The sequence below is a fragment of the Hyphomonas beringensis genome, from assembly GCF_000682755.1.
GTDB lineage: Bacteria > Pseudomonadota > Alphaproteobacteria > Caulobacterales > Hyphomonadaceae > Hyphomonas > Hyphomonas beringensis.
The window spans coordinates 47537-62770 of record NZ_AWFF01000036.1 but is presented as its reverse complement, the minus strand read 5'-3'; the positions used below and the strand labels follow the sequence as shown (position 1 = coordinate 62770).

The window sequence follows — 15234 nt, the reverse complement described above, 5'->3', positions numbered from 1 at the left end:
CCGGGTTCAAGCGGGCCCGCAAGGCCCTTCACGCCAACGCCAGCAAAGGAGACTAACCCATGGCGCAGATCGGCTCATTCACGCTGAAAGACGGCAAATACACCGGCACGATCCGGACGATGACGATCAACGTCAAAGCCCAACTCGTACCCAACAAGGACAAGGCCAATGACGACGCGCCTGATTTCCGGATCTATGCTGGCGGGGCCGAACTCGGTGCGGCGTGGCGCCAGGACTCCAAAGACGGCGAAACGCCCTACCTCGCCGTCAAACTCGACGATCCGAGCTTCGAAAAGCCTATGCGGGCAGCTTTCTTTGAGAACGAGAAGAATGGGACCGGAATCATGGTCTGGAATCGACAGAAGCCATCAGCGGACTAGCCGCGAATCAGGTTGATTAATCCTGGGTAGTATCCAATCCTTAATGTGGAAACCACGAGACAGAAATGGTAGCGAATAATGCTGCTTTACACCGATTTGAGCGATTGATATCGCTTTTCGCCAGTGAAACGACAAGTCTGCCTCAACTGCTTTTTTTGGTGCGCTAGTAACAACCAGAATCGCGTTATCCGTACATCCGGACCGTCCTCATCGACCTTCGCCCATTCTGCCAATCACTGCTCAAGTCAATCACGCACCTATGGCTTACGATGAAAATGACCTATTCTCCTCGGATTTCGGCGCGTCGCCGATCACCAAACTGCGTCGAAAAAAAGCCGTACGGATTGATGGCGAGATATTAGATACGACACCAGTTTTCGATGCCTATTGGTATTTCGCCTGTGAACGTCAGAGGATGTTTCGACGACGCCTTCATGGCTCCAATACTTCATCGTCGAGCAATGATCCCATTTTAGCCCACCACAGGTTCACGAATGCCTATCGTGCTTCCGATAGGGTCAGCCAGTACTTGATCAGGAATGTGATTTGGTCGGATCATAACCGATGGTCCGTAGAGGACCTTTTTTTTAGAGTCTTGCTGTTCAAGATCTTCAATCGGATTGAGACTTGGGAAGCACTCACCGGTGAGTTTGGGGCAATTGGTTCAAGCTCGTACAAGTTCTCTGAGTTTGATCGCTTGCTGAGTGATCGGCAATGTAACGGAGTTCGTAACTATTCCGCTGCTTACATAATGCCATCTGCTGGCCATACGTTTGGGTACGCTACCAAGCATGCCAACCATCTCCGACTTATCGAGTGGATGGTGGAGCAACGATTCCCTGATAAACTTTCCAATTGCGCCTCCATGGCGGAAGCGTTTAATTTATTATTGTCTGCGCCCTCAATCGGACCCTTTCTGGCGTATCAATTCGTGACTGACCTAAACTATGGCGCGCTAACGAGTTTCTCAGAAATGGAGTTTGTGATTGCTGGCCCTGGCGCATTAGACGGGATATCTAAATGCTTCCAAGGCACCCATAGCATTTCAGCCGAGCAAGTGATTCGCCACATGGCTGAATTCCAAAACGAATACTTCTCATTTTACGGATTCGAGTTTCAAGATCTCTGGGGCCGGCCTCTGCAGCTCATCGATTGCCAGAATATTTTTTGCGAGATTTCCAAATATTCGAGAGCGGCGTTTCCCGAGATAAGCGGTCGCTCCGGCAGAACACGCATCAAGCAGAAGTTCAAGCCAGTGGGTCGGTTGCCGGCGCCATGGTATCCGCCCAGTTGGGGCGTCAACGAACGAATCTCCGATTTGCTTCCGTAAAACCCGCCAGACCTCAAAAAGCTCATTGATTGATTCTGAAACTCAGGCGGCGTCCTTCCAGATCGACTGTGACAACTCCATTCTGGTTTTCTCTGAGTTGTTGAAAGACACGGTATCCTTCACGTATTGAGCGCTCCCATTCCCAGTATTTGTTGTCGTAAACTTCGTGGCCCTCGGTGACTGCGCGCACCTGCTTGAGCAGTGAAAACGGGATCTCCTCGTTGTCTGGAAAGAGTATTCGATCAGTCGCGGAAACGTCAGGGTGCAGTTCTTTCGCTCGTCGCGAAGCTTCCCAATGGATCAGCTTCACGACGAGCTCTTCAACGACGGCCGACCGGCCGCCGTCCTGAGCCTGTTTGATCTCCGGGGAGCTGCTGCGTTTGATGCCCATAAGATCGCGAAGGACCGGGGACCACCCGAGACACGCAGCGTTTGCCAAATGCATCACATCATGAAACCGATACCCGTCGGCCTCGGCGTATTGATCTCTCAGCGGCGCGCCTAGCGGCTTACCATTCCAGAACATCTGGGAGGATCCATCCTCCATTGTTCTGAATACGATTTCGAATTTGCGTGGCAGCTGTTCATTTTCGACAGCATTTTCGTCGTGGAAAGGCGTATGTATGCCGTCTTTTTTTCGTGCCTTTGCTTTCTCTCGGTTGGTAAGCGCGACCCCATCCATATCCAATCCATATAGCGAGGCGACCGCACAAAGGTGCCACGCGATCGCACTCAGAATTGTGTCGATGGGACGATCCTCGAGCTGTTTGTTTAGTTCAAGCTCTACCTCTGGCAAATGATGGCGCATCAACTGCGCGCCGAGCTGTGTGAGGACTGCGGCACAAACCGCCAACAGGGTTTCACCGTCGGTCCGGGCCGTTCGGAAGGCAAGCTTTTGATAGTCTGACATCCGCAAGTCCGGATTTCGCGAGAATTCATCGGCCCCTCGGAGGAACGCGGTCACCTCATCTTCCGTCAGCACAGAGCGTATCCGGTCACCTCTTGCGTTGGCGGAGCCGATTTCACGCTTTAGATTCTCTACGTCCAGGAGCAAAATGCTTCTGCTTCCATCCAGCGCTTCAATTCGAGCTAGAGCGAAGGCGTACCACATGGCATCACCCAATTCTTCTTTAAGCTCTGCCCGTGCCAGAGGCGAGGATAGCGCTCCACTCTCTTTGAGAGATTGTTTCTTTATGGCCGAAACGACAGAGCCGATCTCGCTTACAAGGCCGTATATTGCAATTTTTCGAGCCTCAGCGGGGTTCTTTTCGGAAAATTGATCCGTGCTCCGAACGAATTCTGCATATTCTTTAATTAGCATGCCTTCTTCTCCGTCTGGAGTAGCGCCCTAAGTTTTCGGTCCCGCGTCCAGTCAGCCGGAGGGCGGCGAAGTCCCCGTTCTGGAATGCTTCTCAGCCAACTAATAAATTCGGCTTGCATGCTCGGATCCTCAACACGGTACTTCTCACCGCGACGCCTCCAAACAAGAGGGTCGAACGCGGCTGGCGTTTTGGGCCCGTCTCCACCCCAGTAGGCAAATTCCTTGCCTATCAGCAATTTATCTGTGGTGCCTGTGTCCCGCTTGAGGTTTCCTCCACCGTGACGACTATTTGGATCGCTGTGAAAGGAGGCTTCTTGTATCCACCGACCGTTATCGTCAGATCGGCGGTAAATGTTGTCTCCGAAACACAGGCTTAGTGACCCACCCATTTGTGGTCGTTTCATTAGAAAGCGCGGATCACCCCAGTAGCTATCGAAGTCGCTGATCTCGTCCACCGCCATCCAATAAATGATATGTCCATCCAGATCATACTTAGCAGTTCCAAACCCAACGATGATGTCGCCAATCGCTGCATGCTTTCGAATTCCGGGTTTGCAGCAAGCGAGCGTGCAAACGCCAAAAAAGGGGTTTGGTGCGAATCCGCGGTCGTGATCGATAACGTAGCGATACAGCCGTTGCGGCCTAGGGCGTTTACTCGCACTCATTGGGCTCAATCTCATTTGGTTCTGACGTGCTGCCGTCAGGGTTCTGGAATGCTTTTTCGCAATCTGACCCGAGCTCGTTTTTCAATTTTCCGGGGTCCCATGGCCTTTGCGCCGTACCGAACTGCAGAAGCAGGGGGTGAATGCCATCGCTCTCCTGTCCTGGAGCCCATACGCCGACGATCGCGCAAACGCCCACTTGTGCAGCGGCAAGGGCCGCAGCTTCAGCGGTCGCGTCGCTCGTGTGGTCCCGGTCGAGGACAATGACGACCGCATCGTGGGACGCTATCTCTGCAAAGTCCGCTTCGGCTTTCACGAACTGAACAGTCGCCAGGTCGATTTCCGCATCGGAAAGAAGCTTAAGCGCATCTATTTCGGTTACTGTGCAACCGTCAGGCACGACTACGTACACGCGTCGCTTCATATTCTGGTCCATCAACCAGTCTCCGTCTGCGCCGATTTGTTTGATTGCCAGCGGAGTTCGAAGCGGATAGACGGAGCTTGCGAAGCGGACCATCTGTTTGGCTGGCGTTCCTCCGGGAGGCGCTTGTCCCTTCGGATGATCTGTTCAGAAGCGGAGCTGGTTGGCGCCAGCTCCGCTTCTGTTTTAGGCTATGTCTTCAAGATGCTTGCTCACCTCATTTGAACCGACAAATTGCGTGAGCAACCGGTAATTCTGCGTATCCTTACGCACACGCCCGGCCACAATCGCCGGGTGCACATTGATTGATTGCGCAAATGTCATGACCCGCGCCGGCGTGGCCCGTTCAGGGAGTCCTGATGCGCGCCACGCGCCATCCGGGATCAATGCGTTCTGCGCAAAGAGGTCGGCTTCCGCTTCAATTGACCAATCTTCATCATGATCGGCCTCGCTTAGGCTAAGATCATCCACAAAAAACGGATGATCTGGCGAAATGTGCTTCCACACATGGACAGCTTCATGCAGCAAGCAGAACCAAAAGTTGTCGAGCCGGTCATATCGCAGTGTTAGCCCGATTACCGGAATGCCTTCTGTCGTGCACATCGCAGCGCCATCGAGATGGGTTTTCGGAAGATGCTTTGCGTAGACGACTGCAATGCCTTTCTGATTGAGCGCCTCGACCGCCCGTCGGGGGCCGTCCGGCAGTCGGCTCAGCGTAGCAAGGAAGCGCAGAAATCCTTCGTCTATCGACTCGGGGCGATAGGCTGAAGCAGGACGATTTTCACGCGCCACAGCCAGCACATGTAAGCACCAGGCTTGAAGTGCGTAAGGATCCATGCGGGCGTTCCGACGCGCGGAATTATTTTTCCGATAAAACGGCTGCGGAATAGCTTGCTGCCCGCCGGCCCGTGAGATCAGGCCAAGAATGAGTTCTTCGGCGTTTGCGCGAGGGCGCTCGATCTTGGGGAGCCAGCCTCGCTTTGTCATCTCGAACACAGGAAACTGGGTCCATTGCACTTCGTCAGGCGCATCGTCATTTCCGACGCCGTCGCCGATTAGCACTTCGGCCGGGATACCAAGATGGTGATTCAGTGCTCGAATCATTTTGACCGTAAGCGGCCGCTTTCCTGAGAGGACTTCGGAGACCTTGCTGCGACCACCGAAATATTTCGCGAGATCCGCTTGTGTGAGCGACTCTTGTTCCATCCTGAATTCGATGGCCTGAACGGGAGTGGGGAAGTCGATGGGAAAATGTTGCTCCTCGTAAGCCTCAACGAGAGTGACAAGCACTTCAAGCTCATCACGATCACCCTCATCGACAGCGTTGGTCATGAGCTCATCAATCCGCGCTAGAGCAGAATCATAGTCTTGATCATTTCGAATTGGGCGCACGACGCTCATTTAAATCTCCTCAGCATCGATTTCGTCGTAAGCGGCATGTGTGCCAACAAATCTGACGAAGACGATCCCGACCTCATAATCGATCCGCACTATCAGGCGGTACTTGTTGCCAGCGATATTGAATACCACCCGGTTGTTTTTCAGGATGCTGGCGCTCCTGTACTTGCTCTTAACTTGCGCAGGGGTCTTCCAATCTGCGCGCTTTGCCTCGTGGAACCAGCTGTTCAACGCTGCCTTTGCCTCCGGTTCTGCATCGCCAAACTCGCGGAGAATTTTTCGTGAGATGACGTGCATTGCCGTTCGTCCTATGTACCCCATTTGGGAACAATGTCAAGCGCTCCCTAATAGGGAGCATATCATTAGCCGTTAAGAGCCTCAACCCAGCTAATTAGGACAATATCTCTTTGAATTATAGAGAAAATATTGACCGGTAGTACGCCGGCACTATTGAGGCGGACTTTCCACCGGCTTCATTGGCGTAATACTTGGAGAGTCTGGAGATCTATCTATTGGGGGAGCTAGAGCTATTATAGGTTGCCGGTGCTCCATCATTCGAAGTCGTAGGCATGCCTCGGCTGTCTGACTGCCTAACGCCGTAGCGACCCATGAAGCAATTGCTGTTGCGGACAATTGCTAAACGTTGCCTGAAAATTCCCACGCTCCAACTATGATTAGTCGCCGTCGTGCGGATCATTATGGCAATGACGGTTTCGGACGACACACTCGCTCACGCGCGCACCCTGGCCGCCGAAATCGTAGCGACTTTCGGTATGACCTATATGCCGATCTACAAACTGCTCGATGACGAAATTCAAAAACGCGAACAGGAAGCAGCGTCCATTCACGCGATCCTGTCGGGTCACACCGCGCTTACGCCGCGCGCAGGGCGTCGAAAGCGCGAAAGAAGTTTTTCGGAACGCGGTGCGCGATTTTGAGAAGTTCCTTGCGTTGATATTCGAGCGAACCGCCGGTTCCGTATTCCGGCCGGTCATTCTTGTGTCCCATGAGAAGCATGCGGAGCTCGTAGTCGACATGACCTTCCTTCATCCTGTCTTCGAAGGAATGCCGGAACGAGTAGATGACATGCCGTTCGGTAGGGAAGAGACCTAAGCGCCTATAGGCGGCATTGGCGGCCGCCGAAAACGCGTTCGTCTTGTCGTGATACTTCGGGAAACCGTTCGGCGCGCGCTTGGCCGCTTCCAGTGAAATGCCGACGAGCGGTATGCGGCGCACGGACGTTTCAGTTTTAACCTCGTGATCTTCGCGGTCTGGAATGACGAGATGCGGAATCTTGGCGTCAAGGCAGATGTCTTCGGCCGCAGATTAATGATCTCTCCTGGCCGACATCCGGTTTCAATGATCATGAGCGGCGCTAGGAACATCTCGTCGGTCAGGCGCTCATACCAACCCGGGACGAGTAGTTTTTCGCGCACCCATTTGTCCGCAAAGGGCGGATATTTCCGCGTGCCGCGGTTTCGCCGATCCTTGAAGGTGAGGTTCCGGAACGGGTTCAGCCGCGTCTCATCGCCGACATACTTAAAATAGTCCGTATAGAGCCTGCGTATATCGCCGAAGTGCCGATCAGCCGTTTTTGGCTGCTTGGGCTTTGCCGCAGGATCAGACGGAGACACTTCGCCGTTCCAGAAGTCGTAATATTTCTGGCCGTGCTCCCGGGTGATGTCGACCATGGCGAGGTCGCCAATCACGTCGACGAAGTATTTCAGCGAGAGATCCTTTGTGGCTTTCCACCGGCGCTTCTGTTGGGGAGATTTCTTGACGAGCAGGGGCGGCGCAATTTTGGTCTGGTAGATTTCCATCGCCTCACTGACTGAGACCTTCGGCTCCTCCACTGCGCCAAGCATCGCGGCGACATCTTCTTCGTTCAAGGCGCCGTTCGAAGGCGCTCGGCGTTCGATCGCCTGAAGCCGGCTCACGACCTCGTCGATCATGCCCGGAGTGGCCAATTCGTCCATCGCCCGGAACCGGAAGCCGGCCGCGAGCGCCCGGGCCTTGGCGACCTCGTATCGCTTTCGCGCATGTTCGATGTCCATGGGCTCGCCCATGCGTTCGAGGTCGAGCGACAGGCGCAGTTTTCCCCAATAGCTTTCGTCCGCGTCGACGAGTTCGTCGCGTCTCGCCCGGGCGACTTCGAGCGACGATGTACCGAGGGCGATCCGGATGAATTCGCTCGGATAGAAGGGGCGCAAACGGGTCGGGACGCGGCGGTAATAATAGTACCGCCCGCCACGCTGCTTGAGGAATTTGTCGTCGTCCGTGGACTGAGCCATGCCAAAATTGTAGCCCAGTTTGTATCAAAAAAGTAGCCCAAAAATCGCCGGTTTGAGAATCGAACCCTCGACCAGAAAACAATAGAGGTATGTTTTCAATGGGTTATTTCGAAATGTCGGTGATAAACTGGAGCGGGTGAAGAGAATCGAACTCTCGTCGTCAGCTTGGGAAGCTGCTGCTCTACCATTGAGCTACACCCGCCGTGCAAATGTATTTGAGATGGAATCTGCCGCCGCGCAAGAGAAAAGGCGGTGGCAGATGCCTAAAGACATTATTCAAGGGTGACAACAAGCACCGAGCGCGGCGGTACGGAAAGGATCAAATCGCCGCCGCTGCCTTCCGTGCGGTACGGCACAGGATGGACACGGTTCGGATCCTCGAACGTGTTGTGCGCATCCATGGTTTTGCCTTGAAGAATCCGGCCTATGGCGGTGGAGGCACCGAAGGCGCTCGCATCGACCAGATGGTTGTCTCTAGCGGATGCATTCACAACGGCCAGGACTATCTTGCCCTCTTCTGTGAGGGCCGCGCTGACACTGATTGCGGGGACGGTAACATCTGCATAGGTGTAGTCCGGTGACTGAATATCCAGATCCAGCGCCTCGGCGCCCATGAAGGGCTTGTACATCTCGAACACATGGTAGGTCGGTGTCAGCACCATGTCCGGGCCATCTGTCAGGATCATGGCCTGCAGAACATTCACCATCTGCGCGATGTTCGTCATCCTCACGACATCGGCATTCTCGTGAAAGATGTTCAGATTCAGGCCCGCGACGACCGCATCACGGATGCTGCCCTGCTGGTATAGCGCCGGAGGGTTTGTGTCCTCGTCCTGGTCTACCCACATGCCCCATTCGTCGACATAGAGACCGAACTCGTCTGCCGGAAGTTCATGCTCTTCGAAGATGGCGCGTTGGTCGGCGATAACATCCGCCATGCGCAATGTGCGCTTCATGGTCGAGGCCCACTCTGCTTCCGGGAAGCCCGTGGCCGGGCCTTTCTTTCCCCAGTCACCCGTCGGCAGAGTATAAACGTGGAGAGAGATACCTTCTGCCAGATCGTCAATATAGGGGTGCTGCAAAATCGTGTCGGCATATTCCGGATTGCCGTCATGCGCGCCGGAAATGATGCGGACAGGTTGCTCTCCAGCGGTCTTCGCGAAGCTGGCATATTGCGAATAGAGATCGGCGTAGGTCTCGGCGGTAAAGTGGCCGCCACAGCCCCAGGTTTCGTTGCCGATGGACAGATAGTCGACCTTCCATGGCGTTGCCCTGCCATTTTCCTCACGCTCTGCTGCGCGGTCGCCGGTCTCGGCGGTGATATATTCCAGCCAGTCGGCCGCCTCTTTTGCTGTGCCCGTGCCAAGGTTCACATTGAGATAGGTTTTCGCGCCAAGGCGTTCCGCGAAATCGAAGAACTCATGTGTTCCGAAGGCATTCGTCTCAGGCGTTCCGCCCCACACCATGTTCACGCGCAGGGGGCGTTCAGCCTCCGGGCCAATGCCGTCCTGCCAGTGATACAGGTCCGCGAAGCAGCCACCCGGCCAGCGCACCACTGGCACTTCCAGCGCTTTCAGGGCATCGAACACATCGTTGCGAATGCCGTCAGTATTGGGGATTTCGCTATCTTCACCGACCCAGATGCCGCCATAGGGCTGGGTGCCGACATGTTCCAGAAACTGACCATATATTTCTGGCGCAATCGTGTGTGTGGGTGCGTCAGCGTGCACTTCGATGCGCGCTTGTGCCAATGCAGGTGCCGCGCTGAGCAGCAAACCGGCGCTTATCAGGCCCGCCGCGATACGAGTTTTCATGAATGCCTCCCTAAAGTTTCGAGTTATTTTAGCGCTAACATTCGGGTGCTCCGGGCCTCAAAGTCAAGCTGCAATCCTTTTCGCAACAACGTCATGGCGGCACTGGCTAAGCGCGCCTGTTGACGGTAGAAGGCGGCCATGAACGGATTTCTCGCAGTCGCAGCTGGCGGCGCCCTGGGCGCGGCTCTCCGGCATGGTGTCGGCCTGTTGGCCGTACGCCACCTTCCAGCCGGCTGGCCGCATGGCACATTCCTTGTGAATATACTGGGCAGCCTGCTCATGGGCCTGTTTATTGGCTGGTTAGCGCTGCGTAGCCAGGGCGAGCCCCAGGCGATGCGTCTGTTTCTGGCCACGGGCCTTCTGGGCGGCTTCACGACGTTTTCAGCGTTTTCGCTGGAAGTGTCGAATTTCATCCGGAGTGGCGACGTGACGAAGGCGGCGCTTTACGCTGTTCTCTCGGTCACTCTTGGTCTCTTGGCATTGTTTATTGGGCTGTGGATAGCCCGGAAAGTGTTCGCATGAGCGGCCAGATTGTCACCGAAACGGTTTCCGAAAAGGAAGCAGACACACGTCTTGACCGATGGGTGAAGCGGCGCGTGCAGGTCTCCCAGGGGCAGATCGAGAAAATGCTCCGCACGGGGCAGATCCGCGTAGACGGGTCGCGCGCCAAGGCCAATACCCGCCTTCAGGCTGGCCAGCAGGTGCGTCTGCCTATTCTGGATACTGAATCCTCCCGCCCAGCTCAGAAAAAGGCTGATCGGGTATCCCAGGAAGACCGGGAATTCATCCGCAGTCTCATCCTTTATGAAGACGACGAGATGATCGCCATCAACAAGCCGGCCGGCATTGCCGTACAGGGTGGATCCGGCCAGGGGCGGCATATTGATGGCATGCTCGCGGCTCTGGGGGATGGAGAGCATCGCCCGGTTCTCGTGCACCGGCTCGACAAGGATACGAGCGGCGTACTGCTGCTCGCCAAGTATCCGAAAGCTGCCGCGCAGCTGTCTGAGAAGTTTCGCAGCCGTGACATGAGCAAGGTTTACTGGGCCGTCACTGTCGGTGTGCCCAACCCTCCCTTTGGTCAGATTCGCTGCTGGATGGTGAAGGGCATTGAAGACGAGAATGAAGAGGGCGGCTACCGCATTATCAATCCCAAGGCACGCGGACGCCGTGATGCGGATCGTGAGCGCATGTTCCGCTCTGCGCAGGGCGTCGAAGGCGCGCGTCATTCGATTACGGATTATGCGGTCGTTTCGACTGCGGGGCAGAAAGCTGCTTGGGTCGCCATGAAGCCGGAGACGGGGCGGATGCACCAGCTGCGTTTCCACATGCTGGAAATGCAAACCTCCATTCTGGGAGATTTCAAATATCAGTGCCGCCGGGAAGTTCCGCAGGGACTCGCGCCCGGCTTGCATCTTCATGCGCGCGCGCTGATTATCCCGCGTCAGAATGCAAAACCGATTAAAATCGTTGCGCCGCTGCCGCCGCATATCAAGCAGACCTTCGAAGCGTTGGGATTCCTGGAACAGGAAGCGGGCAAAGACCCGCTGGCGCCATTCGTCTGATGTCCGGGCTGAAACTCGCTATATGGGACGTGGACGGAACACTCGTCGACAGTCGTGAAACCATTCACAATGTGATGGTGGAAACTTTCCACCTGTCAGGCCTCACGCCGCCTGAATATGATGCTACGCGGCGCATTGTGGGACTAAGCCTGCACGAGGCTTGTGGCCAATTGGCTCCGGATGCCAATGCAGATGACATCGAGAAACTGGTTGCGGACTATCGCAACACATGGGTGCGTGCCCGCAGCCAGCCGGGTTTTTCCCAGCCACTCTATGATGGCGCGCTGGAAACGCTCGAGGCGCTTCGGCAGGAAGGCTGGCTGATTGCCATGGCCACCGGCAAGACCCGTAGGGGCATTGCCAGCCTGTTTGAGCTGCACCAGCTGGAGCACTTCTTTGACACCATATGGTGCGCCGATGACGGCCCAGGAAAGCCGAACCCCTATATGGTCGAGCAGGCCATGGGGGCGCTTGGCGCTGCGCCCCACGAAAGCCTCATGATTGGCGATGCCATTCATGACATCTCAATGGGACGGGCCGCGGGTGTCTACACGCATGGCGTCACCTGGGGCTTTGGCGCTGCGCACGAACTGGAAGAAGTTGGGGCAAACGAAGTGCACCATGACTTCAGTTCACTGCGCGACAGCCTGCTGGCGTTTGAGGCAAAGCCGAACGCCTAGTTCGCTCCATGCGATACTCGGCTTGACCTAAGTGGAAGTGCAAGCTTATCCGGTCCAGGTGGTTCGGGTATACGCTGGCCATGCGTTGATATTTGGCCGACAGCATATCTGCCCTTGGAAAGCGCCCCTTCAGCGCGTACATGCGCGGCCATGACTGACGAAACTCCAAAGCCTAAGCGTTTCTACGAAACTGCTCGCGCTGAGCAGATGCCCGGTGGCTGGACGGTCCAGCTGGACGAGCGCGCGATCAAGACTCCTGCGCGCGCGGCTATGCTACTGCCGACTGAAAAACTGGCAAAAGCCGTGGCAGCTGAATGGAATGCGCAGGAAGAACAAATCGACCTTCTGTCCATGCATCTGACGCGCCTCGCAAATGTCGCGATCGATCGCACGCCTGAGGTTCGCTATGAGATGGCTGACGAGTTGGCGCGGTACTGCGAGACAGACCTCATCTGCCATATCGCTGAAGACGATGAGGAACTGGCTGAACGTGAAGAGGCCCATTGGGCGCCCATCCGGGCATGGGCAGGGCAGGCATTGGATGTCATCCTCGTGCCGGTGGAAGGTATTATTGCCTCACCGCAACCGGATGCCTCGCTTGAGGCCGCCCGCACCTATGCGCTTTCTCTGGATGATTTTGCCCTTACCGGCCTTGTGTATGCTTTCGGTCTTTATGGCTCTGCTGTTCTTGCGATGGCTGTTCTCGAAGGAGAGCTGTCTGCGACAGATGCCTTTGAAATTTCCCGCATTGATGAAGCCTGGCAGGCGTCGCAATGGGGTGAAGATGATGAGGCAAAGGCCGCGACAGCTCTGCGCCGCATTGAAGCCAAGGCTCTGGATACCTGGCTGTCCGGTCTGAACTGAGCCTTTCTGGCGGTGTCGGCCACCTGAATTCCTGATGAACCCTGGTGAAACCGGCGATGAACGCGCCGGTCAGATACCGTTCCGATGTGCCGTGTTCTGATGCACGCATGATGAAACGCATCATGAATATCCGAGTGGCTGCCGTTGCCGTTGCTGCGTCAGCTCTCACCGTAGCCCCGGCGGTTGCCGATCCTGGTCGGAGTAGCCCTGCCAGGATTGAAGCCCGCCTGGGCTCAAATACAGGTCTGGTGGTCAGTGTGGGGCACAATAATCGTGGCCATCACGGTCGCCGCCATGGAGGCTATCGCCTGAATGAGTGGGGCCAGACACGTTCCGAGGAGCGTCAGTTACGCCGTCAGGCGGTTCAGACTTGCCGGGCCGAGATCAATCGCGCCGCATGGCGTATTGGCTATCGTGATGTTGACTTTGATGATGGTCGACGTGTGCGCCAGGTTGGCCCTTATGGTTTCCGCATCCTCTTTGATGATGTCGAGTTTGAAGGCCGGCGTCGGGATCGCGAGCAGGATATAACCTGCGTGGTTCGCCGCGGTCATATTGCCCGTCTCGAGGGCATTCCGGACAGAGGACATTATCGCAAAGGCCACAGATATGATCAGGGCTATCGCAACGGAAGAGACGGTCGGCATCGTCGCAGTCACTAAGGCGGCTAACGTCGCGTCACCCTTTTAACCAGCCAGCCAGAATGGCGGCTTCTGCGCAGTGCCTCGGGTTTTACACCTGGGGCACTGTTGTTTGAAAAGGCCTAACGACGCACTTGCGTTTGCTGTTCTGCTGTATAAGCACGTCTGAAACAAAGAGTAACAGACGGCTGGGAGAGGCCCATGAAGGACGTAATCGAAGCGCTGGAAGCAAAACGCGAGCAGGCCCGGCTGGGCGGCGGCGAAGCCAGGATCGAGAAGCAGCATGCCAAGGGCAAGCTGACAGCTCGGGAGCGGATAGGCGTTCTTCTGGATGAAGGCAGCTTCGAAGAGTACGACATGTTTGTGGAGCACCAATGCTCCGATTTCGGCATGGAAGAGCAAAAGGTTCCGGGCGATGGCGTCGTCACGGGGCAGGGCATGGTCAATGGCCGTCTCGTCTATGTCTTTTCAAAGGACTTCACCGTTTTCGGCGGATCGCTTTCCAAGGCCCACGCTGCGAAGATCGTGAAGGTACAGCAGGCGGCCGCCCGTAATGGTGCGCCCGTGATCGGCATCTTTGATGCTGGCGGCGCACGTATTCAGGAAGGCGTCGATTCGCTCGCTGGCTATGCAGACATCTTCATGGAGAACGTCCTCTCTTCCGGCGTGATCCCGCAGATCTCTGTCATCATGGGCCCCTGTGCGGGCGGCGATGTTTACTCTCCTGCCCTGACCGACTTCATCTTCATGGTGAAGGATACTTCCTATATGTACGTCACCGGTCCGGATGTTGTGAAAACCGTGACCAATGAAGACGTCTCCCACGAAGACCTTGGCGGTGCCCGGGTCCACGCGGCCAAGTCCGGTGTCGTGGACGGCGCGTTCGAGAACGACATCGAGGCGCTGGTTCAGATGCGACGTCTGATCGATTTCCTCCCAGGCTCCAACCGCGAAGACCCGCCAGTCCGGACGGTGTACGATTCTGCGGAGCGGATTGAGGACAGCCTCGACACGCTGATCCCGCCGAACCCGAACACGCCTTACGATATGAAAGAGCTGATTGAGAAGGTGGCCGATGAAGGCGACTTCTTCGAAATCAGCCCGAATTTCGGGGCGAACATCCTCTGCGGTTTTGGCCGCATTGAAGGGTCTACCGTTGGCTTCGTCGCCAACCAGCCAATGACGCTGGCCGGTGTTCTGGACATTGATGCCTCCCGTAAGGCGGCTCGGTTTGTGCGGTTCTGCGACTGCTTCAATATTCCGGTCGTGACCTTTGTTGACGTTCCGGGCTTCATGCCGGGCACGAAGCAGGAATATGGCGGTCTGATCAAGCACGGGGCAAAGCTTCTGTTCGCCTATGCCGAGGCAACTGTGCCCAAAGTAACGGTCATCACGCGGAAAGCCTATGGCGGCGCCTATGACGTGATGAGTTCCAAGCATCTGCGCGGCGACGTGAACTATGCTTGGCCGACGGCTGAGATTGCCGTGATGGGTGCAAAAGGTGCTGTTGAGATCATCTTCCGCAAGGACCTTGGGGATGATGAGAAAATCGCTGCGCATACGAAGATGTATGAAGATAATTTCGCGAACCCCTATGTCGCTGCGCGCAAGGGCTATATCGACGATATCATCATGCCGCACTCAACGCGGCGCCGCGTCGCCAAGGCGCTGCGTACCCTGCGGACCAAGCAGCTGGAAAACCCTTGGAAGAAACACGATAATATTCCGCTCTAGGACACGGCCTGGAGTTTGAGACCTATTCTGCCCAGGGCCAGATAGCCACTATACTGGCCCTGGGCGTGTTTGATTACGTATACAAATCTTAGGTGCAGAAGATTTGATGCGCGCTCTTATCTGTAAGGATACC

At 55.9% G+C, this 15234-nt stretch carries 16 protein-coding genes and 1 tRNA gene; 9 read left to right on the top strand and 8 right to left on the bottom strand.

Translation table 11 applies throughout. The annotated features are described in order from the left end of the window. Nucleotides 1-59 precede the first annotated feature (59 nt). On the top strand, nucleotides 60-380 hold the full coding sequence (locus HY29_RS09085; protein WP_034795954.1) for a DUF736 domain-containing protein: 321 nt from the start codon (nucleotides 60-62) through the stop codon (nucleotides 378-380). A gap of 259 nt (nucleotides 381-639) precedes the next feature. Next, a complete protein-coding gene (locus tag HY29_RS09080; RefSeq protein ID WP_162176704.1) occupies nucleotides 640-1710 on the top strand; it encodes a nucleotide kinase domain-containing protein in 1071 nt (356 codons plus the stop codon). Between the two features lie 22 nt (nucleotides 1711-1732). Here HY29_RS09080 and HY29_RS18445 read toward each other — a convergent pair whose 3' ends face one another. From HY29_RS18445 to HY29_RS09055, 5 genes are all read right to left on the bottom strand, one after another. Next, nucleotides 1733-3031 (bottom strand): MazG nucleotide pyrophosphohydrolase domain-containing protein, encoded by a 1299-nt coding sequence (locus tag HY29_RS18445; protein WP_051601356.1) that lies wholly within the window; start codon nucleotides 3029-3031, stop codon nucleotides 1733-1735. Next, the gene (locus tag HY29_RS09070) at nucleotides 3025-3696 is read right to left on the bottom strand and encodes an Nmad2 family putative nucleotide modification protein (protein WP_034795952.1); all 672 of its coding nucleotides are present in this window, start codon (nucleotides 3694-3696) and stop codon (nucleotides 3025-3027) included. The genes HY29_RS18445 and HY29_RS09070 overlap by 7 nt, the downstream gene beginning before the upstream one ends. Continuing rightward, nucleotides 3683-4210 carry a hypothetical protein gene (locus HY29_RS09065; protein ID WP_034795949.1) on the bottom strand — a complete coding sequence of 176 codons (528 nt, stop codon included), beginning with the start codon at nucleotides 4208-4210 and terminating at the stop codon, nucleotides 3683-3685. Before HY29_RS09065 ends, HY29_RS09070 begins: the two co-directional genes overlap by 14 nt. Nucleotides 4211-4300: 90 nt before the next feature. Continuing rightward, nucleotides 4301-5515: a hypothetical protein gene (locus HY29_RS09060; protein WP_034795945.1), complete on the bottom strand. Its 1215-nt coding sequence runs from the start codon at nucleotides 5513-5515 to the stop codon at nucleotides 4301-4303. Then, nucleotides 5516-5809 (bottom strand): type II toxin-antitoxin system HigB family toxin, encoded by a 294-nt coding sequence (locus HY29_RS09055; protein ID WP_034795942.1) that lies wholly within the window; start codon nucleotides 5807-5809, stop codon nucleotides 5516-5518. It lies immediately after the preceding gene. Between the two features lie 401 nt (nucleotides 5810-6210). Between HY29_RS09055 and HY29_RS18440 the strand changes: the two genes are divergently transcribed. Then, nucleotides 6211-6450 carry a hypothetical protein gene (locus HY29_RS18440; RefSeq protein ID WP_051601355.1) on the top strand — a complete coding sequence of 80 codons (240 nt, stop codon included), beginning with the start codon at nucleotides 6211-6213 and terminating at the stop codon, nucleotides 6448-6450. Nucleotides 6451-6621: 171 nt separating this feature from the next. On the opposite strand, the gene HY29_RS09050 is transcribed toward HY29_RS18440, so the two are convergent. The 3 genes from HY29_RS09050 to HY29_RS09040 all read right to left on the bottom strand — a co-directional run bounded on the left by HY29_RS09050 (nucleotide 6622) and on the right by HY29_RS09040 (nucleotide 9617). Beyond that, nucleotides 6622-7803 carry a DUF6538 domain-containing protein gene (locus HY29_RS09050; RefSeq protein ID WP_051601353.1) on the bottom strand — a complete coding sequence of 394 codons (1182 nt, stop codon included), beginning with the start codon at nucleotides 7801-7803 and terminating at the stop codon, nucleotides 6622-6624. Nucleotides 7804-7931: 128 nt separating this feature from the next. Next, nucleotides 7932-8005 (bottom strand) — tRNA-Gly (locus HY29_RS09045). A gap of 70 nt (nucleotides 8006-8075) precedes the next feature. Continuing rightward, on the bottom strand, nucleotides 8076-9617 hold the full coding sequence (locus tag HY29_RS09040) for an alpha-N-arabinofuranosidase (protein ID WP_034795938.1): 1542 nt from the start codon (nucleotides 9615-9617) through the stop codon (nucleotides 8076-8078). A gap of 138 nt (nucleotides 9618-9755) precedes the next feature. Here HY29_RS09040 and crcB point away from each other — a divergent pair, with 138 nt between their 5' ends. The 6 genes from crcB to HY29_RS09010 all read left to right on the top strand — a co-directional run bounded on the left by crcB (nucleotide 9756) and on the right by HY29_RS09010 (nucleotide 15101). Beyond that, nucleotides 9756-10139, top strand: coding sequence for a fluoride efflux transporter CrcB (gene crcB / locus HY29_RS09035; RefSeq protein WP_034795935.1), 384 nt, complete (start codon nucleotides 9756-9758; stop codon nucleotides 10137-10139). After that, on the top strand, nucleotides 10136-11182 hold the full coding sequence (locus tag HY29_RS09030) for an RluA family pseudouridine synthase (RefSeq protein WP_034795933.1): 1047 nt from the start codon (nucleotides 10136-10138) through the stop codon (nucleotides 11180-11182). The genes crcB and HY29_RS09030 overlap by 4 nt, the downstream gene beginning before the upstream one ends. After that, nucleotides 11182-11862: an HAD-IA family hydrolase gene (locus HY29_RS09025; RefSeq protein ID WP_034795931.1), complete on the top strand. Its 681-nt coding sequence runs from the start codon at nucleotides 11182-11184 to the stop codon at nucleotides 11860-11862. Before HY29_RS09030 ends, HY29_RS09025 begins: the two co-directional genes overlap by 1 nt. A gap of 150 nt (nucleotides 11863-12012) precedes the next feature. After that, nucleotides 12013-12726, top strand: coding sequence for an ATP12 family chaperone protein (locus HY29_RS09020; protein WP_034795927.1), 714 nt, complete (start codon nucleotides 12013-12015; stop codon nucleotides 12724-12726). A 107-nt stretch (nucleotides 12727-12833) separates the two neighbouring features. Next, the gene (locus HY29_RS19185) at nucleotides 12834-13388 is read left to right on the top strand and encodes a hypothetical protein (protein WP_155838273.1); all 555 of its coding nucleotides are present in this window, start codon (nucleotides 12834-12836) and stop codon (nucleotides 13386-13388) included. A 180-nt stretch (nucleotides 13389-13568) separates the two neighbouring features. Beyond that, entirely contained in the window at nucleotides 13569-15101 is a 1533-nt protein-coding gene (locus HY29_RS09010) for an acyl-CoA carboxylase subunit beta (protein WP_034795921.1), read from the top strand. Nucleotides 15102-15234: the final 133 nt, after the last annotated feature.

Bases quoted from the DNA above. Each gene is read 5' to 3' on its own strand.
- HY29_RS09085 (WP_034795954.1), top strand. From the start codon at position 60: ATGGCGCAGATCGGCTCATTCACGCTGAAAGACGGCAAATACACCGGC.
- HY29_RS09080 (WP_162176704.1), top strand. From the start codon at position 640: ATGGCTTACGATGAAAATGACCTATTCTCCTCGGATTTCGGCGCGTCG.
- HY29_RS18445 (WP_051601356.1), bottom strand. From the start codon at position 3,031: ATGCTAATTAAAGAATATGCAGAATTCGTTCGGAGCACGGATCAATTT.
- HY29_RS09070 (WP_034795952.1), bottom strand. From the start codon at position 3,696: ATGAGTGCGAGTAAACGCCCTAGGCCGCAACGGCTGTATCGCTACGTT.
- HY29_RS09065 (WP_034795949.1), bottom strand. From the start codon at position 4,210: ATGGTCCGCTTCGCAAGCTCCGTCTATCCGCTTCGAACTCCGCTGGCA.
- HY29_RS09060 (WP_034795945.1), bottom strand. From the start codon at position 5,515: ATGAGCGTCGTGCGCCCAATTCGAAATGATCAAGACTATGATTCTGCT.
- HY29_RS09055 (WP_034795942.1), bottom strand. From the start codon at position 5,809: ATGCACGTCATCTCACGAAAAATTCTCCGCGAGTTTGGCGATGCAGAA.
- HY29_RS18440 (WP_051601355.1), top strand. From the start codon at position 6,211: ATGGCAATGACGGTTTCGGACGACACACTCGCTCACGCGCGCACCCTG.
- HY29_RS09050 (WP_051601353.1), bottom strand. From the start codon at position 7,803: ATGGCTCAGTCCACGGACGACGACAAATTCCTCAAGCAGCGTGGCGGG.
- HY29_RS09040 (WP_034795938.1), bottom strand. From the start codon at position 9,617: ATGAAAACTCGTATCGCGGCGGGCCTGATAAGCGCCGGTTTGCTGCTC.
- crcB (WP_034795935.1), top strand. From the start codon at position 9,756: ATGAACGGATTTCTCGCAGTCGCAGCTGGCGGCGCCCTGGGCGCGGCT.
- HY29_RS09030 (WP_034795933.1), top strand. From the start codon at position 10,136: ATGAGCGGCCAGATTGTCACCGAAACGGTTTCCGAAAAGGAAGCAGAC.
- HY29_RS09025 (WP_034795931.1), top strand. From the start codon at position 11,182: ATGTCCGGGCTGAAACTCGCTATATGGGACGTGGACGGAACACTCGTC.
- HY29_RS09020 (WP_034795927.1), top strand. From the start codon at position 12,013: ATGACTGACGAAACTCCAAAGCCTAAGCGTTTCTACGAAACTGCTCGC.
- HY29_RS19185 (WP_155838273.1), top strand. From the start codon at position 12,834: ATGATGAAACGCATCATGAATATCCGAGTGGCTGCCGTTGCCGTTGCT.
- HY29_RS09010 (WP_034795921.1), top strand. From the start codon at position 13,569: ATGAAGGACGTAATCGAAGCGCTGGAAGCAAAACGCGAGCAGGCCCGG.